Genomic DNA, 26,852 nt, shown 5'->3' on the forward strand with positions numbered 1-26,852 from the left:
AACAAACAAAAAAAGACGCCTAAGCGTCTTTTTTACATTAGCGTTTAAAGGCTAATTAAGCGAAGTTAGCGTTCGCGAATTCCCAGTTAACAAGCGACCAAAAACCTTTAAGGTAATCTGGACGAACGTTACGGTAATCGATGTAGTAAGCGTGTTCCCATAAATCCACTGTAAGGATTGGAGTAACGCCATCATCAGTTAATGGTGTAGCAGCGTTAGATGTATTAACGATGTCTAGTGAACCATCAGCAAGCTTAACTAACCACGTCCAGCTTGAACCAAAGTTATTTACTGCTTTGTCATTTAATGCATCTTTAAACGCATCAAAAGAACCCCATTTAGCGTTGATTGCATCAGCAACTGCGCCAGTAGGCTCGCCGCCGCCGTTTGGAGATAAGCTGTTCCAGTAAAAAGTATGGTTCCAGATTTGTGCTGCGTTGTTAAATACGCCGCCTTCTGATGAACATACGATCTCTTCTAGAGATTTGTTTTCAAACTCAGTACCAGGGATTAAACCATTAAGCTTAACCACGTAAGTGTTGTGGTGTTTGCCATGGTGAAACTCTAGCGTTTCTTTTGAAATATGTGGCTCAAGTGCGTCGATTGCATATGGTAGTGACGGTAGTTCAAATGCCATTTTTTTATCTCCATCTTCTTTGGTTGATAGTCCATTTGGTAATACGTAATGCCTGTTGAAACAGAGCAGTTACCTATACCAAGCGGTAATATAGTGTTACTATAATTGTTGAGTATTTTACTCAAGTTTAAGCAAACAGCAATGCTATTGCGAAAGACTATTTCAATTGCGGCTTTATTTGCCCATTTTAAGTTATATATTTGTGGTCACGATGAGTTATTTTCAAGACCTAAATATATTTAGCTATCGTTACTTTGAGGTTGTAGATGGAAACCATTGATAAAATTAAACAGCAAATTTCAGAAAATCCAATAATCCTTTTCATGAAAGGGTCACCAAAATTACCAAATTGTGGTTTTTCTTCACAAGCATCGCAAGCGTTAATGTCATGTGGTGAACCATTTGCATACGTTGATATTTTACTTAATCCAGACATTCGTGCTGAGCTTCCAGCATACGCAAATTGGCCAACATTCCCACAACTTTGGGTAGATGGCGAATTAGTTGGTGGTTGTGACATTATTATCGAAATGTTTCAACGCGGTGAATTACAGCCGTTAATTACTGAAACTGCTGCTAAATACAAAGAAGCTGACGCAGAGTAATTTATTACTCAACCTGAGCTCAGGTTATTAAGCTCTTTAAACACAAAGCCACTTTTTAAGTGGCTTTGTTGTTTTTAATTTGTGTAAATTTATGAATAAGGAAGGCTCACTTGTACGTTTAAGCCGCCCTCTATTTTGTTATGTAAACTTATATGGCCTTGGTGCGCTTCTGCTATTTCTCTGCATAAAGCTAGCCCTAAACCGCTCCCCGTACTTTTTGTTGAATAAAAGGGCACTAAAGCATTTGCCATTACTTGCTCGCTCATTCCTTTGCCGCAGTCACTCACATTTATAACACATGCTTGGGGTACAAACTCGACCTGAATATGTATTTCATTGGCGTTGGAACCTGACTCGTGTGAATTTTTTAATAGGTTTATGAGCAGCTGCTCGAGTTGTGTTTGATCAGCTTGTAATTCATTGTGTGAATTTTTTATTTCGTAGCTAAATTGCCAGTGGTTTTTTAAATTATTGAGTGTGTTTTGCCAGTTAACCCGCGTTTTTTGTGGCTGAGGTAATTTAGCAAACTTGCCATAGCCTTGTACAAATTCAGTTAAGTGACTAATTCGCTCATCAATAGTTGCAAATACACGGGCAAGGCGAGGCTCATCAACTTTATTTGCGAGCAATTGTGCGCTGTGTAGCATGGATGACATAGGGCCGAGTGAATTATTTAATTCGTGGCTAATAATGCGTATTACTTTTTTCCACACGGCAACTTCTTGGCGACTAAGTTCACGGGTTAACTGTTTAAATATATATAAATGATGCTTTTGATTATTGAGTAAAAACTCCCCAGTGGCTAAATGCCAAGTTTGCGAGTCTTGATTCTCTATTTCTATATTAAAGAGGCCATCAATACCGTGCTCTATAGCTGTTACTAATTGCAGAGGCGAATTTTCGAGTAATTTACTTAGCTGCATACCTTCAAGGCGAGTTGCTCTATTAAATAAACTACGGCTAATTAGATTACTAAATACCACCGTATTATTATCATTGACCAGCAATAACGCTTGCGGCGAGCTTTGCAAAACTTTATCAAGCATTAACTCGCGCTGGTAAATCCATTGTTTTTCTTGGCGAAGCTGTTTTGCGGTTTGATTATAAAGTTGGCATAGTTTTCCAAGTTCATCATTACTTTTATACGCAAGCAAACTGGAGAGCTCACCATCTTTAAAATTAAGTAATCCGGTTTCAAGCGATTGCATGCCAAGCTTTATTGGCTTGGTGAGAGCTCTTGAAAGTAGAGTGCTAAATGTAAGCGTTAGTAATATTAAAAACAGAGTGTAGTAAATATCAAAGCCACTTAGCGCGGCAATAATAACAACAGGCAGCGCGCTACAAAGCCCGCAAATTAATACAACCTTTTGGCTTAGGGTAAAGTTGCTAATAATGTTTGGCATTAATAATCAATACCCATTTTTTGTAATCGACGATAAAGCGCTTGTCGGCTTAAACCAAATTCACGGGCGACTTTGGCTATAACACCTTGATGAGCGCGCATTGCGTGTTCTATTTCCTGTTTGGTAGGCTCTGCTTTTGCTTCTTGTTGAGCAGTGACCGGTGACGATAGTGCAAAGTCATCGACTGTAAGCGCACCTGTAGGTTTTAGTACCGCTACACGCTTACAAGCGTTTTCTAGCTCTCGAACGTTACCTGGCCATTTGTAGTGTTGAAGTGCTTGCTCTGTGTTTATAGTCAGCTCTCGGTGAGGTAAAAAATGGCTAATAAGTGCTAAAACATCATCTTGTCTTTCGCTTAGGGAAGGCACATTGAGCTCAATTACATTAAGACGATAATATAAGTCTTCCCTAAATCGACCTTGTTGAATTGCTTGTAGTAAGTTTTCGTTAGTGGCCGATATAACCCGCACATTTACCTTTCGTGTTTGTGTTGAGCCTAAACGTTCAAACTCGCCGGTTTGTAGTACGCGTAGTAATTTTATTTGTCCTGAAAGTGGTAAATTACCAATTTCATCTAAAAATAACGTACCGCCATCAGCTGCTTCAAATCGACCAATACGTTGTTTGGTTATCCCCGTATATGCACCGGCTTCAGCGCCAAAAAGCTCGGCTTCTATAAGTTCTTGCGGTAGTGCACCGGCGTTTACCTTAATAAAAGGCTGCGATACAAGCGGGGAGTTTTTTTGAATAATATGCGCAATACACTCTTTGCCACTCCCATTAGGGCCTGTAATTAATGCAGATATATCAGATTTAGCCACTTGAAGCGCCATAGTAACCAGTCGTTCCATCGCAGTACTTTTAAATATTAGCCCAGCAAGGTCTGCATTTTTAAATGTACCTTCACGTTCTTGTTGATGGCGATTATGCGTCGCCATTATTTTTTTAGCACTGCCTAGCTCTATTAAATTACTGATACAAACTAGTAGTTTTGCATCATCCCAGGGTTTTGGTAAGTAATCAGCAGCACCGGCTTTTACAAGCTCAATGGCGGTGGCAAGTTCGGTCCAAGCTGTAATAAGTATAATAGGTAAGTGTGGGTTTATTTCTCGTAGTTCATAAAACAACGCTTTACCTTCTTCGCCAGAGGTGGTGTCACTGGTAAAGTTCATGTCTTGAATTACAAGCTCAATTCGCTGATAGCGAACTATTTGCAGAGCATCAAACGGATTTGTTGCAGTGACTACCGAAAAGTCGTGGATCTCGAGCAACAATGAAAGTGCGTCGAGTACTGCTTGGTTATCATCAACAATGAGTATTTTATGAGTCATAGGTTATTTTTATAATTTTTTGATGGCTACACTGCCTTACTAAGCAGTGTAGCATAGTGATTTACATATAATTAAATAGTGCGAGTTGCAATACTGGGCGAAATATTGGCAGCGCGTTTAGCCGGCGCTAATACTGCAAGTAAACTCATTAAAAATACGGCAATGGCGGTAACGGCTATATAACTTGGCGGTAGTGCGGCTACAGAAAAATACTGCATTAACATTTTCCCAAGTAGTATTGCTGTTACTACACCTAAGGCTAAACCTAGGCTACAAATTAATGCATTTTCTACTAAAAAGTAGCTAACAATAGCTGACTTTCTTGCGCCAAGTGCTCTGCGTGTACCAATTTGCTTAGTACGTTTGCTAATATTAAATAAGGTTAAGCCAAAAATACCGAGAGCGGTTATAAGCACTAAAATAGTGATTAATACTATGAGCATGCGCATCATAAGGCGATCTTGAGCGGTATACTCATTTTTTAATTCATCAAGCCCTTTAATGTTGTTAATAACGCGTTTGCTGTAATTTTCGAGCATGGCATTTTCTATTTCTTTCATTACAGCTGCTCGCTGACCAGGCTTAGTACGAACGGCAACTTGTGCATAACTTGCTGCTTTAATATAAGGAATAAACGCAAGATTATCGGGTTTACTGTCTTTGAGCCACGGGCCTTTCATTTTTCCGATCACGCCAATAATTTTAAGTGGTAGGTCGCCAAAATAAACGATTTTTCCTAAACCATCTCCATCAGGGTAGAGCTCATCAAGTAAGGCTTTAGTGACTATAGTGACGTTGGTGCGCTTTTGTGTAATTTCGTTTGTAACGAGCACTTCATCTTCGGTAAAGTTTCGCCCTGCAATTAAGTTAACGCCGTAGGTATTAATTGCGTGGTCATCTATAAAAATATAAGCGGTCCTGACACTTAGGCCTTCTTGTGGAGCAGGTTTTAAATTAAAGCTCGAAGCGCTGCCACCCCCTGATAGCGGAATACTACTGCTTAATGCGGCATCAACTACGCCTGGCATTTTTCTAAGCATGCTTTCATCAAGCTCAAACTGCTGGCTTAAGTTAATATCAGTACCAAAGGTCATTACATTAAACTTAAATATATCTTGCTCAGGGTAGCCCGTTTCTTGGTTTAAATAGCTAATTCTATCTTGAATAATAAACGCAGCGTTACTGACTATAGCTGTGGTAATTGCAATTTGAATTAGCAGTAATACAGCGCCCACCTTTGAGCGGCATAAGGCGTTAAATATAGGTTTTATTTCTAACATTGTGACATTCCTTATTGGCTCTTAAGATAAATAGCAGGATTGGTTTTACACACTAACCAAGCTGGGTATAAACCAGCTAAAATGCAGGTTGTAATTGCAATCAATGGGGCGCTCAATAGCATGGTTAAATCCATTGTCGCTAAGTTTTCATAGTAGTCGTAGCTTTGCCCTACGCCCATTAAGCCAAGTTGTGCTAGTACAATTCCTAGCATGCCACCTATAAAGCCAAGCATGGCGACCTCAACTAAGTGCTGTAAAAATATTTGCCTTTTACTAGCACCTAATGCGCGTCTTACACCTACTTCTGGCGCTCTGCGTAAAAACTTAGCTAAAAGTAAACCTAAAATATTGGCTAAGCAGACACCTAAGAACATAAAGCTCAGGCCCACTAAAATTTTATTGTCTTCGGTGACGACGTTGTTATATTGCATCCATTGGTTTACATCGCGAAGTTTATACTCAAGTTCTTTACGATTAAATCGACCACGTTTTTGTTGTTCTTGCATATAGGCTAATAAGTAATTTTGATAGGCTTGTTTTTGTTCAAGCGTATTTAGCTCTGCCCAAAACTGAATCCATACTTGCTCAGATTGCAGTTTATCTGCAAAGGTTGGTGTGTTTTCGTGTTTCCATCCATTGCTATTGCCCCAACTTACTAGCTCTTTTGTCTTTATTAAGTTAAAGGGCATAAATAACTCTTCTACTTGATTAAATGCACCGTTATTTAAATCATAATATTTAATATTGAGAGGCCAATGGTTAATAACACCAACTACTTGATAGCTTGCATCATCTAAGTAAATCAGTTCTCCGACAGAGTTTTTTCCTGCAAATAGTTTATCGTTTATCTCTTGGGTAATAACAACCACAGGTGCGGCAGAGTCTTCTTGCTCTTTGCTCCAAGCCCCTCCGTATAAAAATGACAAATTAAACATGCTAAAAAAGTCAGGCGTTGTCATGCGAGCATTACCTATAAAAGGTTTTATTTTGTCGGAGTCTAGATAAACTGAAAAGCCGGTACGCATCATAGCCACTTTTTTCTCTGGCGTGGGTGCGTTTAATAAGTTCTCTGCATCTTGGTAGGTCAATTGCAGTGGCATGTTATCTTCTGTCCACCACGTACTACCATCGTCCATTATTTGTAATTGCACACTGTAAAGTTGGCTGCTTTTTTCTGGGATAGGATCGGCCGACATCATGTGATAAACACTAAGGCTGGTCATTGTTATGCCTATACCTATCGCAATGGCAAGTACCATTAAAAAGCTAACCAATGGGGTGCGCTTGAAGCTGCGCCAACTTAAATCTAAATAATGAATAAACATTAGTTAAACCCCCGATGCTGTTTTTATAGTTTGCGCGCCTTGATAAACTGTAAAGTCGGCAAGTTGCCCATCAACTACTTGAATATTACGCGGAGCACGGCGGGCTAATTCGCTATCATGCGTTACCATTATTATAGTGGCACCGTCGCGATTTATTTGCTCAAGTAACTCCATAACTTGGCGAGCCATTAAGCTGTCAAGGTTACCTGTTGGCTCATCGGCAAGTAAAAAACGAGGTTCACCAGCAAGCGCACGAGCTATTGCCACACGTTGTTGCTGGCCACCGGAGAGTTGCTGAGGTAAGTGTTTAGCGCGAGATGCTAAACCAACTTGTTCAAGGCATTGCTCAATTCGACGTTTTCGCTCATTTGCTTTAATCCCTCTATAGCGAAGAGGAACTTCTATGTTTTCATATAAATTTAAATCAGGGATCAAATTAAAGCCTTGGAATATAAAGCCAATTTTTTGATTCCGTAAATCAGCACGTTGGTTATCGTTTAGGCTGCCAACATTAACGCCATCTAACAGGTACTCACCTTCGTTAAAAGGCTCGAGCATACCTGCAATATTTAAAAAGGTTGTTTTTCCTGAGCCGCTAGGACCGGTAACAGCAATAAATTCGCCTTCGTTTACTTGCAGGTTAAAGTCTCGAAGCGCATGGGTTTGTACCATTTCTGTTTGGTATACTTTACTTACATTGTTCATTTGTAACATGGTTGTTCCTAATTATTTTTAGCGTTGGTTGAGAACGTCTGTTTAATTTAATAAAATCGTATCGGCTTGCTTAAAGTCGCTGTAGCTTGAAATAATAATTTCATCGTTTTCTTTTAGTCCGCTCAAAAGCTCAACCGCATTAATGCTGGTGGCGCCTATTGTAATAGGTATACGCTTTGCAATATTGCCTTCTACCTTATAAGCAAAAGTTCCGTCTTGCTGCATAAAAGCGCCGCGTTTTACCTGCATTACACCTTCTCGGTTGTCGAGTAAAATACGTGCAGTTAAGCGTTGGTTTTGACGGATGTTGTTAGTAACACCTTTAAATCGGACGCGTGCTGTTACTTCACGATTATTAACTTCTGGTGATATGGCGGATAAATTCCCCATCACTGTTTCATTGCCTAACTTAAGCTCTACTTCCATACCGAGTCCTAATTCGTTGGCGTAACTTTCAGGTACTTGAAGTTCCGCTTCGAAATTACTTAAGTCGACGAGAGTCATAAGAGGTTGGCTTTGCGTCACTGCGGCTTTTTGTTGCACTAATAGGTTACCCACGATCCCTGTAACGGAAGCCTTAATAGATAGGTTGCTTACTTTTCTGATTAAATCATCAACAATAAGTTGTTGGCGGGTCACATCACTTTTAGCAGCTTGTAGTTCAAAGGCGAGCGTGTCTTTGGCAAGCAATACCTCTTGTTGTGCATGTTTATACGAGAGCTTAGCTCGGGATAAATCATCTACTGCTTTTTCAAGATCAATTTGGCTAATTAAGTGCTTTTGAATTGATAACTGCGCCCGGCGATTTTCGCGCTCAGCGGCGTTAAGCTCAACTTGTGCCATATCGAGTGTTTTATTTAAAGTGAGTGTTTGGCGTCTTGCTTGCAAATGCTGCCTTTGCTGCTCGCCTTGTAGTCTTTTAAGTACAGACTCCTGTTGCTTTAATTCATTAGTTAACTCAGGGCTTTGCAGCAGGGCAAGTGTGTTGCCTTGCTTTACTGTATCGCCGGCCTTTACTTTTAAATCTATAAAACCACGTTCTGGGCTGTAGATTTTAGGAGCATTAGCAGCAACAATTTTACCACTGGCGGCAATGTCTCGAATGAGCGCTTTAACATGTACTTTGGCAACCTGTACTTTTGAGCGGCTAATAGAGCTTTTAGCGCTATGACTCGTTAAAAAAATATAAGCAATTGTAGAGGCTGCAATGAAAATAACCGCAGTGATGATCGCGTATTTTTTATAGCTTATAGGTGCCTTTACTTGTACGTCTTGTGCGCTGGTATCTTTAATCATTTAATCCCCCCCTACATTGCTTTTATGTATTTTTCGCACAGCAGTAATAAAGCTGCGGTGCAAATGGCGGCAATAGGAGAGAGCAAAAATAAGCTTAGAGTAAACATGGTAATTCCAATTAGCGATTATATGTAAAGCTATACGATTAATATGCCAACTAATATCGCATTGATATTAAAGTGCTTTTTATTTTTTGTTCTTTAAAATGATGTCCGCGGACAGTTTTTATGTCCGCATCGGACACCGCTTTAAATAAAAATTCACTATTAATGTACAAAAAAGGACATGAACTTTCATAACTATACTAATGAGCAGCAATAATCGGGGATGTTAAGCCATTAAAGTAATGAAATAGCATAAAACTATCTAAATGTTAACTGAATAGCGCTTCACGTGTTGAATACTTATTCACTTTTGTCTGGCTTTACGTTTACGTAAGCTGCAGCTTTGAGCGCTTGTGTTTTTTACAATATGTTAAACTTGACACCAGTGTCATGAAAAAATAGTGGTTAAAATAACGCTAAATGTTAAAAATAATGATAAAAAGAAATCTTGCTATGAAGTGAGAAATATTCAAGAATGTGAATATGTATTCAAAGTGCTATTGACTCTATTTAAGATAGAGGCTAGTTTTGTCCGTCTGTTAGCAAATCGTCGAGCAGTTCATCCACGCTAACAGTGCAGCAAGGGGAGGGGTCTATGTTATACGACTCAAAGTTAGAAAAAGAAAATTGTGGCTTTGGCTTAATAGCCCAAGTTAATGGTCAAGCTAGTCATAGGCTTATTCGTACTGCTATTACGGGGCTTGATCGCATGCAGCACCGTGGCGGTATATCTGCCGATGGTAAAACAGGTGATGGCTGTGGTTTATTATTACAAAAACCAGATAGCTTTTTCCGTGCAATTGCCAGTGAACATAATTGGCACTTAGGCAAAAACTACGCAGTGGGTATGATATTTTTAAATTCAGACCCTGTTTTAGCACAAGCTGCAAAACAAATACTTAGCGAAGAATTAGAAAAAGAAACGCTAAATATTTTAGGTTGGCGTGTTGTACCAACCGACCCATCTATGTTGGGTCCTATTGCTGTACAGCAATTACCAGGTTTTGAACAAATTTTTGTTAGCGCGCCAGAAGGTTGGCGTTCTAAAGACTTAGAGCGTCGCTTATATGTAGCACGCCGCCGCGCTGAAAAGCGCATTGTTGATGATGAAGCTTTCTATATCGCAAGTCTATCTGGTTTGGTAACTATCTATAAAGGCTTAATGATGCCTGCGGATTTACCTAATTTTTACCTAGATTTAGCTGATATTCGTATGACGAGTGCGATTTGTGTTTTCCATCAGCGCTTTTCTACTAATACTCAGCCGCGTTGGCCTTTAGCTCAACCTTTCCGCTATTTAGCACACAATGGTGAAATTAATACTATTGAAGGTAACCGCCAGTGGGCACGCGCACGTTCTTATAAATTTGCGTCACCGCTTATTCCTGATTTACAAAGCGCAGCGCCGTTTGTAAACGAAACCGGTTCTGATTCATCAAGCCTAGATAATATGCTTGAGCTATTTTTAGCTGGCGGCATGGATTTATTCCGCGCTATGCGTATGCTCGTGCCGCCTGCATGGCAGAAAAACCGTGCAATGGACGACGATTTACGTGCATTTTACGACTTTAACTCTATGCATATGGAACCATGGGATGGCCCGGCAGGTATTGTTATGTCGGATGGTCGTTTTGCGGCGTGTAACCTTGACCGTAATGGACTTCGCCCAGCACGTTATGTAATTACACAAGATGGTTTTATTACGCTTGCATCAGAAGTGGGTATTTGGGATTACACTGCCGATGAAGTGGTTGAAAAAGGCCGTGTTGGTCCAGGTGAATTATTAGTTATTGATACTAAACTTGGCAAAATCTGGCACTCGGATGAAATCGATCAAGATTTAAAATCTCGCCATCCTTACAAGTCATGGCTTGAAGAAAACGTTAAACGTTTAGTTCCATTTGAAGAACTTACTGAGCAAGACGCTGGTAATCGCTCATTTGATGACGAAACGCTAGCTAAATATCAAAAAATGTTTGGTTATACCAACGAAGAGCTTGATAGCGTTATTCGTGTAATGGGTGAAAACGGCCAAGAAGCGACAGGCTCAATGGGTGATGACACGCCATTTGCTGTGCTTAGTGAAGGGCATCGTTCACTTTATGATTACTTCCGCCAAAAATTTGCGCAAGTAACAAATCCACCTATCGATCCACTACGTGAAAACCATGTAATGTCGCTTGCAACCTGTATTGGTAGTGAGCAAAACGTATTTAACGAAACAACGGGCCACGCTAAGCGCCTACAGTTTGATACACCAATTTTAATGTACGCAGACATGCAGCAGCTATTAAATGCTGATGAAGCGCACTACAGCTACTGTAAAATTGATATTACCTATACAGTTGAAGAGGGTTTAGAAAACGCGGTTACGCGTATTTGTGACCAAGCACAAGAAAAAGCAGCTGCGGGCTGTATCATGCTTATTTTAACTGACCGTAACTTTGATGAAATAAATTTACCAATTCCAGCAGCTATGGCTGTAGGTGCGGTACAAAAACGCTTAGTTGATAACAACTTGCGCTGTGAATCAAATATTATCATTGAAACTGGCAGCGTGCGAGATGCGCACCAGTTTGCTGTGCTATTAGGTTTTGGTGCTACGGCAATTTATCCATACCTTGCGTATGAATCGTTAGTTGCGATGAGCGACAGCAAAATTATTGATAAGTCGTATTGCGAAGTGACCCTTGCTTATCGTAAAGCCATTAATAAAGGCTTGTACAAAATTATGTCTAAAATGGGCATAAGTACGGTTGCGTCTTATCGTTGTTCAATGTTGTTTGAAGCGGTGGGATTATCTGATGCGATTATTGAAATGTGCTTTAAAGGCGTTGCAAGTCGTATACAAGGTGCATGCTTTACCGACTTTGATGACGATCAGCAAAGTTTGCACAAACTTGCTTTAAGTAAGCGTAAATTATTAAGCCACGGTGGTTTATTTAAGTACGTTCACGGTGGTGAGTATCATGCTTATAATCCAGATGTTATTCAAACCCTGCAAAAAGCGGTTCGATCAGGTGATTATAAAGACTACAGTGCGTACGCTGATTTAGTTAATAATCGTCCAATTGCGACTTTGCGCGATATGTTAGCGCTTAAACTACCTGAGCAAGGTATAAGCATCGATGAAGTAGAGTCTGCAGAAAACCTATACAAGCGTTTTGACTCAGCAGCAATGAGTATTGGTGCTTTATCACCAGAAGCGCATGAAGCGCTAGCAATTGCAATGAACCGCTTAGGTGGTTGTTCAAACTCGGGTGAAGGCGGTGAAGATAAACTGCGTTATGGTACAGAGAAAAACTCGCGTATTAAACAAGTCGCTTCAGGTCGATTTGGTGTAACGCCTCATTACTTACGCAGTGCTGACGTTATTCAAATTAAAGTAGCGCAAGGTGCAAAACCAGGCGAAGGTGGACAATTACCAGGTGAAAAAGTAACGCCGTATATTGCTAAGCTTCGTTATTCGGTACCAGGTGTTACGTTAATTTCGCCACCACCGCATCACGATATTTACTCAATTGAAGATTTAGCACAGCTAATTTTCGATTTAAAACAAGTAAACCCTAAAGCACTTATTTCTGTAAAACTTGTTTCAGAGCCAGGTGTGGGAACCATTGCAACAGGTGTTGCTAAAGCATATGCCGATTTAATTACTATTTCTGGCTACGATGGCGGTACAGGCGCAAGCCCACTTACTTCTGTTAAATATGCGGGTAGCCCATGGGAGCTTGGACTTGCTGAAACACAGCAAGCACTAGTTGAAAATGGCCTTCGTCATCGCATTCGCCTGCAAACAGATGGTGGCTTAAAAACAGGTTTAGATATTATTAAAGCGGCAATTTTAGGTGCTGAAAGCTTTGGTTTTGGTACTGGTCCAATGGTTGCCCTTGGGTGTAAATACTTACGTATTTGTCACTTAAATAACTGTGCGACCGGTGTTGCAACACAAGACGAAACACTTCGTCAAAAGCATTATCACGGCTTACCAGAAATGGCGATGAACTACTTTAAGTTTATAGCGCAAGAAGCGCGTGAAATTATGGCTAGCCTAGGCGTTGCAAATTTAACTGACTTAATTGGCCGTTTAGATTTATTAGAAGAAATTGAAGGCAAAACTGCAAAGCAGAAGAAAATTGATTTATCGTCTGTTATTGCTCAGCCGAACAACCCAACTGGCGAAACGCTTTATTGTAGTGCGCCTAACAGTTCGCATTATCTAGGTAAGTTAAACGAAAGTTTATTAGCTAAAGCGCAAGAGGCAATTGATACGTCAAGCGGTATCTCGCTTGTGAGTCGTATTTGTAATACTGACCGCTCTGTAGGTGCAATGCTTTCGGGTTATATTGCTGATAAACACGGTAATCAAGGTATGGCGGCAGACCCCGTAGCAATTGAATTACACGGTACGGCGGGTCAATCGTTTGGTGTTTGGAATGCCGGTGGTCTTGAAATGACATTGGTTGGTGATGCTAACGATTACGTAGGTAAAGGCATGGCAGGCGGTAAGTTAGTTATTCGTCCACCACTTGGCTCATCTTTTGAAAGTCATAAAGCAACCATTGCTGGAAACACATGTTTGTACGGCGCTACAGGCGGAAAACTTTTTGCAGCGGGTTGTGCCGGTGAGCGCTTTGCAGTTCGTAACTCAGGTGTGCAAGCGGTTGTTGAAGGTGTAGGTGACAACGGTTGTGAATACATGACCGGTGGCGTTGTGTGTGTACTTGGTAATGTAGGTGTTAACTTTGGCGCGGGCATGACTGGTGGTTTTGCTTATATTTTAGATGAGCGAAATGATTTTGAAAAACGCATTAATCCAGAGCTTGTAGAAATAGTAACACTAGACGAATTAACGTCACATCAAGAGCATTTACGCGGCTTAATTGCTGAGCATTTAGAGCTTACGGGTTCGTGCAGAGCTGAAAGCATTTTAGCTAACTTTGAACTGTACTTACCGATGTTCAAATTAGTAAAACCAAAATCAAGCGACGTAAAAAGTTTACTCGGGCATCGCGCTCGCAGTAGTGCCGAACTACGTGTTCAGGCGCAATAAGGGGGCAGTATGAGCGAAAATGTATATCAATTTATAGACGTGCAGCGTGTAGACCCACGCAAAAAACCAATCTCGTCACGTAAAAAATCTTTCGTAGAAATTTACGAACCCTTTTCAGAGAATCAGGTTAACTCACAAGCTGATCGTTGTTTAGATTGTGGTAACCCGTATTGTGAGTGGAAGTGCCCAGTACATAACTACATTCCACAATGGTTAAAGTTAATACGCACAGGTCGTATTATAGAGGCAGCTGAGCTTTCACATCGTACAAACAGTTTACCAGAAGTGTGTGGCCGCGTTTGCCCACAAGACCGCTTGTGTGAAGGCTCGTGTACATTAGATGAAGAGTTTGGTGCTGTAACGATTGGTAATATTGAAAAATACATTACCGATGAGGCATTTAAAATGGGCTGGAAGCCTGATATGTCTTATGTAACTTGGACCGACAAAAAAGTAGCTATTATTGGTGCAGGCCCAGCTGGTTTAGGGTGTGCTGATATTTTAGTTCGTAACGGCGTAAAACCAGTGGTGTTTGATCGTCACCCAGAAATTGGCGGACTACTCACGTTTGGTATTCCTTCTTTTAAACTTGAAAAAGAAGTGATGCAAAAGCGCCGTGAAATTTTCACTGAAATGGGCGTGGAGTTTAAGTTAAATGTTGAAGTAGGTGTTGATATTACGCTTGATCAAATTTTAGCTGATTACGACGCCGTATTTTTAGGAGTTGGTACGTATCAAAGTATGCGTGCAGGTCTTGAAAATGAAGATGCACCAGGTGTTCACGATGCACTCCCGTTCTTGATTGGTAACACTAACCGTGTAATGGGCTATGACGAGACTAAGCAGCCGTGTATTGATATGGCTAACCAAAAAGTAGTTGTACTTGGTGGTGGTGATACAGCGATGGACTGTGTGCGTACGTCTATTCGTCAAAATGCTGCAAAAGTAACGTGTGCTTATCGTCGTGATAAAGAAAATATGCCTGGTTCTAAACGTGAAGTTAAAAACGCCAAAGAAGAAGGCGTTATATTTACCTATAACGTTCAGCCTAAAGGTATTGTATTGAACGATAAAGGTAAAGTAACTGGCGTTAGAATGGTTAAAACTAAATTAGGCGAACCTGACGCAAATGGCAGAAGTCGTGCTGAAGAAGTACCTGGTTCAGAGCATGTGATAGAAGCTGACCAAGTTATTATGGCATTTGGTTTCCAGCCTCACAAAATGGATTGGTTAGAAAAATACGATGTAGAAATAAACCACTGGGGCGGCATTAATGCACCAGAACAGGGTGAATTTACACATCAAACAACGAACCCTAAAATATTTGCTGGTGGCGATATTGTGCGTGGTTCAGATTTAGTGGTAACCGCTATTTTTGAAGGACGTAATGCTGCAGAAGGTATTATGGATTACTTAAAAGTTTAATTGTTCGTATTAATAAAATAAATAAGAAGCAAGCCAACTGGCTTGCTTTTTTTATTGTTTGATTCGAATGTAATGCCAACGTAGTTAGCCACAAACGGTATTATATTAATATCACCTGTAGCATAGCTTGCTTTAGCGACACCTTGAGCTTTTACCTTTAGTGTAACTACCAAGAGGGATTATTTTGCTTTAGTGAGGGTGTGCTTGTTTCGAGCTAAATACGGATGCTTTGGGCATCTATTAAGCAGCCTTGAGGGTTAATTTATACATGCAAACTTTACGCTTTACGTAACCAACACAAGGGTACAGGCATATACTTATAGCAACTCGAGTTTTTGGATTTTCAGCAGTACTAGCTAACGTTATTTGGCCATAATCTGTAGCTTCTTTTGTTGCTTAATATGCTATAACTCTTGTTTGCATCGTTGTATAAATACTTTGATGTGAAGAGTTAATTGATTGGTTGCTTGTCTAAATACATATATACAGTACCGTTAACACCATCTTTAACTGCGAGTGTTATACCACTACTTTTACTATTACTCAGTACTATTAGTGCGGGTAGTGTGGGAATAAAAAAGTAAACTTATTTATTTTTTAACTCTTAATGTTATTGCATTATCCCTAACAAAGGTAAGTAATGGTTAAAGTATTCGCTTTTATCAACCCGAAATAACTAATCTTAAGAGTTGATTTAAATATAAAGTTGGTCCATTATCGCACGCTGTTTACGGTTTGCTTACTTTTTGTCTACAAGTAAGCTTTTATATATTAATAAAATAAATAGAAATTATGTACGAATATTCAAACAAGTCGGAAAGGAAACTCATTGTTCGATTCTTCTCTTCAATAGGGTTTATAGCAACGTTTTCTATGGCTAGCTTAGCATTTATTAATAGCAGTTATTTATTAGCGTGTACCTTGGTGGTTTCTTCGTTTGTTTATTTATTGGCATTTAGCATAAGTAGGGGAGTAGAGAAGTCAGGCACTGTAATTTTATACAACCTTTATGCACTAATGTTTTACCTAGTCCTCACTGGTGGAGCACAAGGAACAGGGCCTATATGGATATTCATAGTGTCTCCAGTTACTTATTCAATACGCGGACTTAAACGAGGTACATTTGATATAATTTTGTTTTTATTAGCGATTGTTTTAGGCTTTTACTGCGCTGATACATTCAATATATATGACTATAGTCCGGAACAGTTTCCTATCAGAATCATACTCGCTTTTATAATTGTCGCGTCGCTGAGTGGCTACTACGAGTTTTCAAGAGAAAAATACAGCAGTAAAATAATTGCTTTGAGTCAAAAAAATGAATTTTTAGCAACTATAGATCCACTCACTAACCTGCCAAACCGTCGCTATACCATGAATAAGCTTGTGGCTTTTAAAAGTGAGCTGAAAGATAATAATACTCCCTTTGTAATTTTATTAGCTGATGTAGATAATTTTAAAAAAATTAATGATCAATTCGGCCATGATTTTGGCGATGAAGCACTTATTCAGTTAGCTAAAACCTTTGATAAAAGTATTCCAAAAAATGCGATTGCATCACGTTGGGGCGGAGAGGAGTTTTTAATTGTTATCCCAAATGCAACAGTTGAGCAGGGGGAGCAAGTTGCAGAAAAAATCCACAACGCCCTTAAAGCTTCAGTTGTGAGCTTATTTTCAGATAGTACCAATATTACGCTAAGTATTGGTGTTATCTCTGCAAGTGCTGAACGCTCAATTGATCTTGATATCAAGCGTGCTGATGAACTACTTTATAAAGCAAAAGCGCAAGGTAAAAACAGAACGTGTTCTTCTTAAAAGTTTATCTACTTTAATCCATTGAAAACGAATCAAGTGATGGCTTTATTTTAGCCTTTCTGCGCTTTACGCTCATGTAACACATTGCATTACAGGCAATCTGCATTGTAATTAATAGCCAATAACTTATGCCTAAGTCACTTAGGTTATTTATTTTTTCGCTAGTAAAGTAATAGGCTACGGCGATTATCTGAAGAACTAAAAAGCTATTTAAAAACCCCAGTAAACGCTGTTTAAAGTAAGTATGCTTATATTTACTAAAAATAATTAAACAGCTGCTTAGCGCTAATAAAAACCAACTTAAAATGATACAAAAATTAACTAAAGTACTGTGCATTATTTAATCCTTCAAAGCTCTATTAACCAATGTTAGGCATGGGCCATTATTAGTTCTTTAGCATTCGCTTTAGCTGTTTTACTGATATTATCACCACCAAGTAAGCGAGCTATTTCATTAATACGACCATCTTTATTCAAAGGCAGCATATGAGTGAACGTTTCGCCTTGTGCTATTTCTTTAGCTACAAAAAATTGTTGGTGTGCGCTACTAGCAACTTGCGGTAAATGGGTAACACAAATCACTTGAGTAGACTTACCTAACTGGCGCAATAGTTTGCCTACGGCTGATGCTGTAGGGCCAGAAATACCTACATCAACTTCATCAAAAATAAGCGTTGGGGTTGTTACTTTTTGGGCAATAATTACCTGTATAGCAAGGCTAATTCGCGAAAGCTCACCACCTGAGGCTACTTTAGCTAACGGCTGAAGTGGTTGCCCCGGATTAGTTGATACTAAAAACGACACATTATCGTACCCTAAGCTATTAGGTGCGCGGCTACTCTCTTGAGTTAAAGCTATTTCAAATACACCGTTTTCCATCGATAAATTAGCCATGCTTTCACTTATTAGTGTGTTAAGTGTATTAGCATACTCATAGCGACTTTTACTTAGTTCATCGGCAGCTTGCTTATAACTAATTAACGCGCTTTCTATTTCTGACTCTAGTTGCTCCAGACGATTACTATTATTACTTATTGACTCAAGCTCCTGAGCAATCGATTGATGAAACTCAACTAGCTGCTGTGGTTTTATGTGATGCTTACGCGCTAAATCCATCGCACCGCTTAGTCTATTTTCTACTTCACCTAAACGAGCAGGATCTAAATCTGCTTGCTCAGTATAATTTCGAACTTCACGGCTTGCTTCTTCAACTTGTACTGCGGCTTCACTAAGGAGCGCTGCTACGCCTGCTAAGCTTTCGTCGTATTGAGCCAGCTCAGCGAATTGTTGGGCACTGTGCTGCAGCATTGAACAAGCATTTTGTTCATCACTTTCATATAAGTATTGTAATTCACGTTGGCACGATTCTAATATTGTTTGGCTGTTACTAAGTTTGTAATGCTCGGCCTCAATTAAATCAAACTCACCTTCTTGTAAGGCAAACTCATCGAGCTCTGCAACTTGGTATTCTAACAATTGTTTTTGCGCTGCTTGTTGCTGCTGTTGTTGCTCTAAATGTTTAAATTCTTTTTGTAAGTTAGCAAACTGTTTATAGTTGTTATTTACATCATTTACTAAGTGGTGATGCCCTGCGTAGGCATCTAAAAGCTGTAACTGATGCTCAGCTTTTAATAAGTGTTGGTGGGCATGTTGTCCATGAATAGATATTAAATATTGACCAAGTTCTTTTAATTGTGATGCGGTAACGGCACTGCCATTAATATAGCTTTTACTGCGTCCATTTTTGCAAACAACACGACGCAATAAACATTCATTATCGTCATTGTTTAGCATATGTTGCTCTAAAAACGATTGAGCTAGCGGTAAATCTGTTAGGTCAAATTGAGCGCATACTTCTGCTTTATCAGAGCTTGGGCGCACTGCTGATGCTTCAGCTCGTTCACCTAAACATAATGATAGCGCATCAATAGCAATAGATTTACCAGCACCTGTTTCGCCAGTGATCGCGGTCATACCGCTGCGCCATTCTGTGCTTAAATTACTAACAATTGCAAAATTTTTAACTTCTAAACCAATTAACATACTGTTTATCCATCCAGTCAATTGACTGTTAATTTATACAGTGTTTTGGTTTTTTGCAAATTAATTTTTTATTATTTATGCAACGCTTACATCTTGAGTAAATTGTGTATCAGAAGTTTTTGGGGAGGTATCAATTTGATCATCAACAATATCAGTAGCTTGTATAATGTCTTCGGTTTTAAGTAGCCCGATAAGTGGAGGTAAAGTATTTAGGTAAAAACTCTTATTGTATAAAATTCCTTGCTGAGGTAACTCAGATACAAAGTACTGTATATTATCAATCAATGGCTGGATTATATTCGTTTGATTAGTTTTAATTAACTCGTTGGACAACGTATTAATTAGTAGGTCAGCGGTATCTTCAAGTTGTTGCAAATTCTCGTCTGTATGCGATTGCACAACAAAAAAATTATTTACAATAGCTTGAATACGAGGAACGTATTTTGGGCGAATTATTTTAGCATCAAGAAGATCATTAAGCTTTGCTTTAAGGCGTGAATTTACATGCGAAACACGTTCATTAAATAGCTTTTTTCTAGCTTCGATTGCTTTTTTACGATTACTCTCAATTTTGAGGTAACTGTATAAAAGTGTAATTAATAGCAGTAAAGCAAAGAATACTACATAAGTCATTGCTACTCGTTCCTAAATTATTTGATTATTATTTTAAGCCGCCATTTTGCTTTATAGTACTAAATTTGGCAATAAAATTAGTACAAACGACTACCCCAATTTAGTTTTGTACGTAAAACGTTGTAGTACGAGTAATTTTTTGGATGAATTAAGCGCAGTTGTTTATCCGCTTTTTTAATTACTACCTCATCGCCGGGTAATACGGCAAGCACAACATGGCTGTCGCAACTTACCTGTAGGCTATCTGTATTTTCTAGGCTTAGCTTTAAGCGTACTTCGTTATCGGCATCGACCACTAAAGGTCTGCTAGATAAGGTATGAGGAAACATAGGCACTAACGATATTGCATTTAGCTCTGGCGTTAAAATTGGCCCGCCACCTGAAAGTGAATATGCCGTAGAGCCAGTAGGGGTTGATACTATTAAACCGTCAGAGCGCTGAGAAAACACAAAGTCATTATTTATAAAAGCTTCAAACTCAATCATATGCGCTACTTTATCGGCATGAAGTACCGCCTCGTTAACGGCAGAATTTGCACTCTTTAATTCGTTGTGGCGATATACTTCTACTTCTAATAAAAAGCGTTTTTCTTCAAGGTACTCACCACTGAGGACTTGCTCTAAGCTCGCTTCAAACCCTTCAGGGTTTAAATCAGTTAAAAAGCCAAGGTTACCTCTATTTACTCCAATTACAGCAATGTTAAAGCGCGCAAGCACGCGTGCAGCACCAAGCATGTTACCGTCACCGCCTACAACAATAGCTAAATCGGCTTGTTCTCCTAAGTCGACTAACTTAACAAGTTTGTCATGCGGGATATCGTCTAATTGACTCCCTGTGCGTTTTTCTACTATTACCTCAAAACCAAGCGCAAGTAAAAATGTATGTAAGCGCTGAAGGGTAGCAGCGGCTCCCGGGTGATTAGGTTTGCCAATTAGGCCTATGGTATTAAAAGGAGAGTCCATAATGTACGCACAAAAAGATTTAATAATTGTAGAGTAACTCAAAACAGAAGTGTTTGAAAATACAGATTATAGCAATATTATAAACCTTCAATTTTATTCGCAGTGAGTTAACTGCACGACTTGAAAAACAACTAAACGCCCCGATATCTCTTTCATGCAACAAGATGTAGATACCATGAAACTAAACTCACGAGATCAGCAAATTTTTTCAGCTGTTATGAACATGTACTGTAATGGTGAAGGCTTGCCTGTTCCATCAACAAAAATTGCCAAGCTCAAAGGCATGGCAGTATGCTCGGCTACGGTTCGTAATGCTATGGCTCGCTTAGAAAAAGTGGGGCTATTGTATTCACCTCATACATCTGCAGGACGAGTGCCCACAAATGAAGGGTTTGATTATTGGTTTGATGAGTTTTTTCCACTCGCTGACATTGCTAATTATTGGCAACCAGAGCAATCGCAACTCGTTGAACTAGCACATGGTTTGAGCCAAAAATACCAAATATGTTGTTGTGTTGGTTTACCACAAGCCAGCTCGCAGCAAGTGTTTAGAGTAGAAGTGCTTGATTTTGATTCTACCGACTGGCTTATTTTATTAATAGACAGGGCTGGGCAGAGCCACAACATTTGTATTGATAAACCTCATGATTCGTCAGATTCTGTTCGTTATCAGTTTGCAACATGGTTGAACACCGTATTTAGCCAACAAACTCTTATGGAGGGTTTGTATCGTATGCAGGCGATGGCAAATACAGCGCCTCGAAATTGTCATGATTCGCTTAATCAATGGACGCGACAGCTAAGTCAAAAATTAGGCTCAGATAATAGTATTGTAGTTGGCGAAAATTACCTCTATAAACAAATCGATTGTGAGCAAAGTTTAAATATTGGTGTTTCGTTTTTAAATTATGTAGAAGATAAACTCGCTTTTAAAAACGGTGTATCGGTACTTAATAGCGAAAAATTGCCTTTTACTGAGTGTGATGAATTGATCGTAATAAGCGTGCCGTACTTTCAAAATCAAGAATACCAAAGCCGCTTTTGTATAATTTGCCCTAAATCAGCGCAAATCGAAGAAATAATTCGAGAATTTAAATTAATTGAGGCATCTAACTCTTGAATCTTTTTATTCAATCCCCATAATTACCGCAGTTGTAAAGAATTGGAGCACGTATTTTATGTCTGAGCAGACACAAAACCCTGAGCAAGAAGTAGAATTAAACGAAGAAATTTCTAAAATGCAGGCTGATGTAGAAGCAGCAGTAGAAGCCGCTGATCAACATGCAGAAGAAGAGCAAAGCCCTGAAGCAGAAATAGCTATGCTATATGCAGAGCTTGAAGCTGCTAAACAAACTATTGCTGATCAAAAAGATGGTGTTGTTCGTGCTGCAGCAGACGTAGACAACATTCGTCGTCGTGCAGCACAAGATGTAGAAAAAGCGCATAAGTTTGCACTAGAAAAATTTGCTAACGAATTACTACCTGTAATTGATAATCTTGAGCGTGCTATTGAGTTTTCTGATAAAGAAAATGAGACTTTAAAGCCGTTGCTTGAAGGTATCGATATGACAGTTAAAAGCTTTAACGATGCTGTTGCAAAGTTTGGTGTTGAAATTGTAAACCCTCAAGGTGAGCAGTTTAATCCAGATTTTCATCAAGCAATGTCAATTCAACCAAGTAACGATGTAACACCTAATACAGTACTTGCTGTTATGCAAAAAGGTTACACATTGAATGGTCGTTTATTACGCCCTGCAATGGTTATGGTTTCTAAAGCTGCTGATGCTTAATTGAATTATTAGTTTTAAAAAATGCCTCATATTGAGGCATTTTTTTTGTCTTTTTTATAGTGAATTAACTGTACGAGCATAGTAAGCAAAACAGCGCTGAACATTAAACTTGAAAACGGCACTGCGCTTTTTGCATGCATAATAGCGAGTAGTGGGCCAACTAATGCGCCACTGCCAAAACGAAGTGTGCCAATTACGGCCGTTGCCGTGCCTGTGTTTTTTTCAAACTTCATTAATATTAGCGAGTCAGCATTACTTGCAGTGACGCCTAAGCTCATCATTAATGGCGCAATAGCAGCCACAATATAATAAAGTGATAAATGCAATAAGCTAAATGTTAACAAAGCCAGCCCCGATACAAATCCAAATGTAAGCCCAATATAGAGCATTTTTCGAGAGCCCAGCCTTGGTACAATTCGCGTATTTAAAAAGTTACCAAACATCAGCGCCATTACGTTAAAGGCAAATAACACACCAAATAACTGTTCTGACACTTCATATAAATCTAAATAAATAAATGGTACTGAGGTCAAAAAGCAAAAAAATCCAAACGATACAAACATAGAACTGAGTATGTCGGCACGTGCATCTTTATTACTGAGTACTGTTTTATAGCTATCAAAAAATAGAGCGAGACCCTTTTTTTCGTTTTTGTGAATAGGAATATCAATTAGATACACTTGCACAAACGCCAATATTAAAAAGCTATACCCAGCAAGAACCAAAAATATGGTTGACCAAACAGAAAATCCTAAAATAAACGAGCCAACAGAGGGGGCAACTAACGGCGCTACCATCATAATCATCGACACATACGACATTCCCTTAGCTGTATTTTGCTGATAAATATGGCGAATAATACCCGGTACTACTACCGTTGCTGCCGCTCCCGTAAATGCTTGCACTGCTCGAAGAGTCCAAAAAGCATGGATTTCGGTGGTAAATGCCAGTGCAAGTGAGCTTGCACCAAATAAGGTTAAGCCGATACGTGCAAGCTTACGGCGGCCAATTTGATCGGCAATGGGGCCAAAAAATAGCATCCCTAATGAATAGCCTGCTAAGTAAATACTCAACGATATTTGTACATTGGGCATATTAGTGTGTAAATCGTTTGCAATTACCAGCATGGCAGGTAAGTACATATCTATCGCCAATGGCGTAATCGCCACTATACTGGCTAATAAAGGCAATAAAATACGGGTATTAAAAGACGAGGCTGAGGCGTCCATGTGTAAACTCAACAATCACTAAAAACAAGGGTTATAGTGTAACAGGGCATTGTATTTGGATAAACTTAGTTTGCCCGCTAAGTTTATCGCCATATTGCTTTTTTTTTAATATAACGGTACATAAAGCAAATATTTTAAATTGGTACTGTGTTTGCTATTCTACAAGCAATAAAAAATTCATTACTTAAGAGAATTATCATGAAAAAACTAGTACTTGCAGTATTAGCGACAGCCGTTTTAGCCGGTTGTAAAACGTCACCAACAGGACGTACTCAAATAGCGCTTTACTCAGATCAACAAATGAGTGAAATGGGTACTGCTAGCTTTGCCGAAATGAAAGCATCTCAGCCAATAAATAAAGACGCTAAAACAAATTCTTATGTAAATTGTATTGCTGAAAAAGTAGTGGCTGTATTACCAAAAGAATACGCGTCGCAAAATTGGGAAGTAGTGGTATTTGAAGATGAATCTGCTAACGCTTTTGCATTACCTGGGGGTTACATTGGGGTTCATACGGGCTTATTAAAAATAGCCACCAATCAAGACCAACTAGCAACAGTGCTAGGGCACGAAGTAGGGCACGTAATTGCTGAGCATTCTAATGAACGTGTTTCACAAAGCTCTATTTTAGATACCGGTATGCAGCTTGGTAGTGCTGCACTTGAAATGGGTAATATTCAATACCGTAACGAAATTATGCAAGGCTTAGGTTTGGGCGCACAATATGGAGTTGTTTTACCATTTAGCCGCTCTCACGAATCAGAAGCCGATACTATAGGTCTGGATTTAATGGCACAGGCGGGGTTTAATCCACAAGAGTCGGTTACACTTTGGGAAAATATGAGTGCAGCGGGCAGCGGTACAACCCCTGAGTTTTTATCTACTCACCCAGCGCCAAGTAACCGTATTAAAAATCTACAAGCGCAAATGAGTAAAGCACTTAGCGAGCAAAGCACTGCTAAAGCACAGGGTAAAAACCCACAATGCACACTGTAGTTAAGCGCTTTACTATCTGAAGCAGTGTACGTTTAGTATTAATGCGTAATTAAAATAAAACCCCTGTAAGTATTTTACCTACAGGGGTTTTATTTTAGTTTTTAAGCGAGGTTATTCAGCAGCAAGTGCTTGTTTAAATACATTTTTAAAGCGTTCGAAATCTTCAATGTGCGGCAAGTGCCCTAAATTATCCAGTTCAAATAATTGTGCGTCAGGGATAAGTGTGGCAGCGTGTTTGCCTAATTTATCATATCGACCAAGCTCGTAATCAACACCGTCTTTTTTCCAGTTACGGCCAGGGCCGGTTCTATCGCGTGTACCAATAATTAATTTAACCGGTACAGTTAAATCTTTAAATTCGGTTATTACAGGTTGAGTGAAAATCATATCGTATGTTTTTGCATTTACCCATGCCATTTGTTCTTTATCCGGGCCTTGTATTTGCCCTGTTATAAAGTCGGTTAAGGCTGAATATGTGGCATTCCACTTACCATCGTAGTAATTTTTTTGTTGGTATTTTCTTACGCCTTCTGGCGTTTTTGAAAATTCGTTTTTATAGAAAAAATTTGTATCTTTGTAATCAACATACTGCAGGTAGTTTTCAAGCCCAATAGGGTTAAGTAAAATTAATTTACTAGTTGTGTTTGGGTACATTAGTGCAAAACGACTCGCTAGCATCCCACCCATAGAGTGCCCTAATACAATTGACTCTTTTATATTAAGTGAGTCCATTAACGCATGAGTATGATGAGCAAGAGCCGCAAATGAATACTGGTAATTAGTTGGTTTAGATGATTTTCCAAAACCAATTTGATCAGTAATTAATACGCCGTAGCCTAAAGATTGCAGGTATTGCGCAGTGGTAGTCCAGTAATCTGCATTAAAATTTTTGCCGTGCATAAGCGTCACTGTAGGCATGTCGGGTTTGGTAGGCTTTAAGTAAATATACGCCATTTTAAGGGACTGTTTTTGTGACTCAATGTTAAAGTAATTTACTTTAAAGTCGTACTGATAACTGCTTAAAAGTGCATCATAAGAAAGTGAAGAGGTATCTTGCGTTGTGCTCGCTAATGCATTGTTTGTTAATAACAATAAAGTAGAAAAGCAAATAACTTTAATCGACGACATTTGGTTACTCCAATTAAGGACAAATAATATGAGCTCTAATATATAAAACTCAGAATAATTCATTATAGTAACCAAACATTAAGTACTATTCAATTGAGGCTTTGTCATGCTCAACGTTGTTTAATTTGGAGATGAAAAAAGCGAAGCTAAAATAGAGCTTCGCTTATTAATGTACGGTAAAACGAGTATCGTTAAAGCTTAAAACGTCCACTCAATATGGATTTGTGGCACTGACTCAGTGACTTCAGTACCTAGTTTATTGTGCCAGTATTGTAATTCCATACCCAACAGTAGTGTGTTTTCTTTCATTTGAAGAGCGTGGCCCATATCCCATACTAAAATAGGCTGTGCGAGTATCCACGCCTCTACATCGTTACCAAATTCATCTTCACGCTCTGCAATGTATTCAGCGTGGCCTTTAAAGCTAAATTTTTGTGAGCCAATATTAAAAGGGTATTCAAAGGCAACATCAAGCATCCAGCTATTTGTTTCAATAGGAGCCCCGCCTTTTGCTACACCTTCACTATCGTCAATGTAGGCTGTGAACAGCGTTTGAAAAAAGTTAAACCCAGGTACATCCCAGCTTAATTTAACACCAGGCAAGTATTTCATTACTTTAGCGTCGCCAGCAACGTTAATACCACCGGTAAGGCCCACATCTAATAATGCGCCTGCGCCAATTTTTTCGCCGCTAATGGCCGATAAGCTTACCGTTGAATACCACTCACCATAAAAATCAGCATCTTGGTAACCATCATCGGTATCGTCTTTACTGTAATCGATAAAAAAGAAGTTATCGCCGTAATCGTAACCCGATGCATGTTGAACCGAGTAAACAGTGGTGTTTGACTCTTGCTCAGTGAATGGGTTTTTTTGGTCGCCATTATTAATATGTAGTGCTGTGCTGCTCCAATTAGCCGCAAAAGCAGAAGACGATAAAGCAATTGATGTAAAAGTAACGAGAGGAAGTAATTTTTTAAATTTCATATCTGTATTTAACTATAATTTTAGTGACACGCGAAGGCGCGCATTATAGCAAAAGTGATTGATATGTAGAGTATTATTTTAACATATGTTGCAGCT

21 protein-coding genes are annotated in these 26,852 nt (G+C 39.2%); 7 read left to right on the plus strand and 14 right to left on the minus strand.

The genetic code is table 11. The annotated features are described in order from the left end of the window. Nucleotides 1-55: 55 nt before the first annotated feature. Nucleotides 56-637, minus strand: a complete 582-nt coding sequence (locus H5089_RS04470) for a superoxide dismutase (RefSeq protein WP_002960323.1) — start codon at nt 635-637, stop codon at nt 56-58. Nucleotides 638-903: 266 nt separating this feature from the next. Between H5089_RS04470 and H5089_RS04475 the strand changes: the two genes are divergently transcribed. Further along, nucleotides 904-1,242 (plus strand): Grx4 family monothiol glutaredoxin, encoded by a 339-nt coding sequence (locus H5089_RS04475; protein WP_004335359.1) that lies wholly within the window; start codon nt 904-906, stop codon nt 1,240-1,242. An 89-nt stretch (nt 1,243-1,331) separates the two neighbouring features. Here the strand turns inward: H5089_RS04475 and H5089_RS04480 are convergent, their stop codons facing one another. From H5089_RS04480 to H5089_RS04505, 6 genes are all read right to left on the minus strand, one after another. Beyond that, nucleotides 1,332-2,645, minus strand: coding sequence for a PAS domain-containing sensor histidine kinase (locus tag H5089_RS04480; protein WP_182711565.1), 1,314 nt, complete (start codon nt 2,643-2,645; stop codon nt 1,332-1,334). Next, nucleotides 2,645-3,976, minus strand: a complete 1,332-nt coding sequence (locus H5089_RS04485; RefSeq protein ID WP_182711566.1) for a sigma-54 dependent transcriptional regulator — start codon at nt 3,974-3,976, stop codon at nt 2,645-2,647. Before H5089_RS04485 ends, H5089_RS04480 begins: the two co-directional genes overlap by 1 nt. A 71-nt stretch (nt 3,977-4,047) precedes the next feature. Beyond that, complete coding sequence (locus H5089_RS04490; protein ID WP_182711567.1) at nt 4,048-5,256, minus strand: ABC transporter permease; 1,209 nt, start codon at nt 5,254-5,256, stop codon at nt 4,048-4,050. An 11-nt stretch (nt 5,257-5,267) separates the two neighbouring features. Then, complete coding sequence (locus H5089_RS04495) at nt 5,268-6,581, minus strand: ABC transporter permease (protein ID WP_182711568.1); 1,314 nt, start codon at nt 6,579-6,581, stop codon at nt 5,268-5,270. A 3-nt stretch (nt 6,582-6,584) separates the two neighbouring features. Next, complete coding sequence (locus H5089_RS04500; protein ID WP_182711569.1) at nt 6,585-7,295, minus strand: ABC transporter ATP-binding protein; 711 nt, start codon at nt 7,293-7,295, stop codon at nt 6,585-6,587. A gap of 42 nt (nt 7,296-7,337) precedes the next feature. Then, a complete protein-coding gene (locus H5089_RS04505; RefSeq protein ID WP_182711570.1) occupies nt 7,338-8,591 on the minus strand; it encodes an efflux RND transporter periplasmic adaptor subunit in 1,254 nt (417 codons plus the stop codon). A gap of 699 nt (nt 8,592-9,290) precedes the next feature. Here H5089_RS04505 and gltB point away from each other — a divergent pair. The 3 genes from gltB to H5089_RS04520 all read left to right on the plus strand — a co-directional run bounded on the left by gltB (nt 9,291) and on the right by H5089_RS04520 (nt 16,988). Next, complete coding sequence (gltB, locus tag H5089_RS04510) at nt 9,291-13,748, plus strand: glutamate synthase large subunit (protein WP_004335377.1); 4,458 nt, start codon at nt 9,291-9,293, stop codon at nt 13,746-13,748. A 9-nt stretch (nt 13,749-13,757) separates the two neighbouring features. Then, the gene (locus tag H5089_RS04515) at nt 13,758-15,173 is read left to right on the plus strand and encodes an FAD-dependent oxidoreductase (protein WP_004335378.1); all 1,416 of its coding nucleotides are present in this window, start codon (nt 13,758-13,760) and stop codon (nt 15,171-15,173) included. A gap of 792 nt (nt 15,174-15,965) precedes the next feature. Further along, nucleotides 15,966-16,988 (plus strand): GGDEF domain-containing protein, encoded by a 1,023-nt coding sequence (locus tag H5089_RS04520; protein WP_404936376.1) that lies wholly within the window; start codon nt 15,966-15,968, stop codon nt 16,986-16,988. A 13-nt stretch (nt 16,989-17,001) separates the two neighbouring features. On the opposite strand, the gene H5089_RS04525 is transcribed toward H5089_RS04520, so the two are convergent. The 4 genes from H5089_RS04525 to nadK form a co-directional block, all read right to left on the minus strand. Beyond that, nucleotides 17,002-17,325: a hypothetical protein gene (locus tag H5089_RS04525; protein ID WP_024597395.1), complete on the minus strand. Its 324-nt coding sequence runs from the start codon at nt 17,323-17,325 to the stop codon at nt 17,002-17,004. Between the two features lie 32 nt (nt 17,326-17,357). Continuing rightward, nucleotides 17,358-19,031 carry a DNA repair protein RecN gene (gene recN / locus H5089_RS04530; protein ID WP_182711572.1) on the minus strand — a complete coding sequence of 558 codons (1,674 nt, stop codon included), beginning with the start codon at nt 19,029-19,031 and terminating at the stop codon, nt 17,358-17,360. Nucleotides 19,032-19,106: 75 nt separating this feature from the next. Beyond that, on the minus strand, nt 19,107-19,664 hold the full coding sequence (locus H5089_RS04535; RefSeq protein WP_024597393.1) for a hypothetical protein: 558 nt from the start codon (nt 19,662-19,664) through the stop codon (nt 19,107-19,109). Between the two features lie 77 nt (nt 19,665-19,741). Further along, nucleotides 19,742-20,626: an NAD(+) kinase gene (gene nadK, locus H5089_RS04540; RefSeq protein WP_004335384.1), complete on the minus strand. Its 885-nt coding sequence runs from the start codon at nt 20,624-20,626 to the stop codon at nt 19,742-19,744. A gap of 154 nt (nt 20,627-20,780) precedes the next feature. On the opposite strand from nadK, the gene H5089_RS04545 reads away from it, so the two are divergent. Then, nucleotides 20,781-21,746, plus strand: a complete 966-nt coding sequence (locus H5089_RS04545) for an HrcA family transcriptional regulator (RefSeq protein WP_004335385.1) — start codon at nt 20,781-20,783, stop codon at nt 21,744-21,746. A gap of 58 nt (nt 21,747-21,804) precedes the next feature. After that, nucleotides 21,805-22,416 (plus strand): nucleotide exchange factor GrpE, encoded by a 612-nt coding sequence (gene grpE / locus H5089_RS04550; RefSeq protein WP_024597391.1) that lies wholly within the window; start codon nt 21,805-21,807, stop codon nt 22,414-22,416. Nucleotides 22,417-22,442: 26 nt separating this feature from the next. Here the strand turns inward: grpE and H5089_RS04555 are convergent, their stop codons facing one another. Beyond that, nucleotides 22,443-23,645, minus strand: a complete 1,203-nt coding sequence (locus H5089_RS04555; protein WP_182197406.1) for a Bcr/CflA family efflux MFS transporter — start codon at nt 23,643-23,645, stop codon at nt 22,443-22,445. Nucleotides 23,646-23,843: 198 nt separating this feature from the next. On the opposite strand from H5089_RS04555, the gene H5089_RS04560 reads away from it, so the two are divergent. Next, the gene (locus tag H5089_RS04560; RefSeq protein ID WP_039487466.1) at nt 23,844-24,641 is read left to right on the plus strand and encodes a M48 family metallopeptidase; all 798 of its coding nucleotides are present in this window, start codon (nt 23,844-23,846) and stop codon (nt 24,639-24,641) included. 111 nt (nt 24,642-24,752) lie between these two features. On the opposite strand, the gene H5089_RS04565 is transcribed toward H5089_RS04560, so the two are convergent. Both H5089_RS04565 and H5089_RS04570 read right to left on the minus strand, forming a co-directional pair. After that, on the minus strand, nt 24,753-25,769 hold the full coding sequence (locus H5089_RS04565; RefSeq protein WP_182711573.1) for an alpha/beta fold hydrolase: 1,017 nt from the start codon (nt 25,767-25,769) through the stop codon (nt 24,753-24,755). A gap of 198 nt (nt 25,770-25,967) precedes the next feature. After that, nucleotides 25,968-26,756 carry a nucleoside-binding protein gene (locus H5089_RS04570; protein WP_149602436.1) on the minus strand — a complete coding sequence of 263 codons (789 nt, stop codon included), beginning with the start codon at nt 26,754-26,756 and terminating at the stop codon, nt 25,968-25,970. Nucleotides 26,757-26,852: the final 96 nt, after the last annotated feature.

Origin of the sequence: Pseudoalteromonas sp. SR45-1 (genome assembly GCF_014163655.1) — a bacterium.
GTDB classification, from domain to species: Bacteria; Pseudomonadota; Gammaproteobacteria; order Enterobacterales; family Alteromonadaceae; genus Pseudoalteromonas; species Pseudoalteromonas distincta.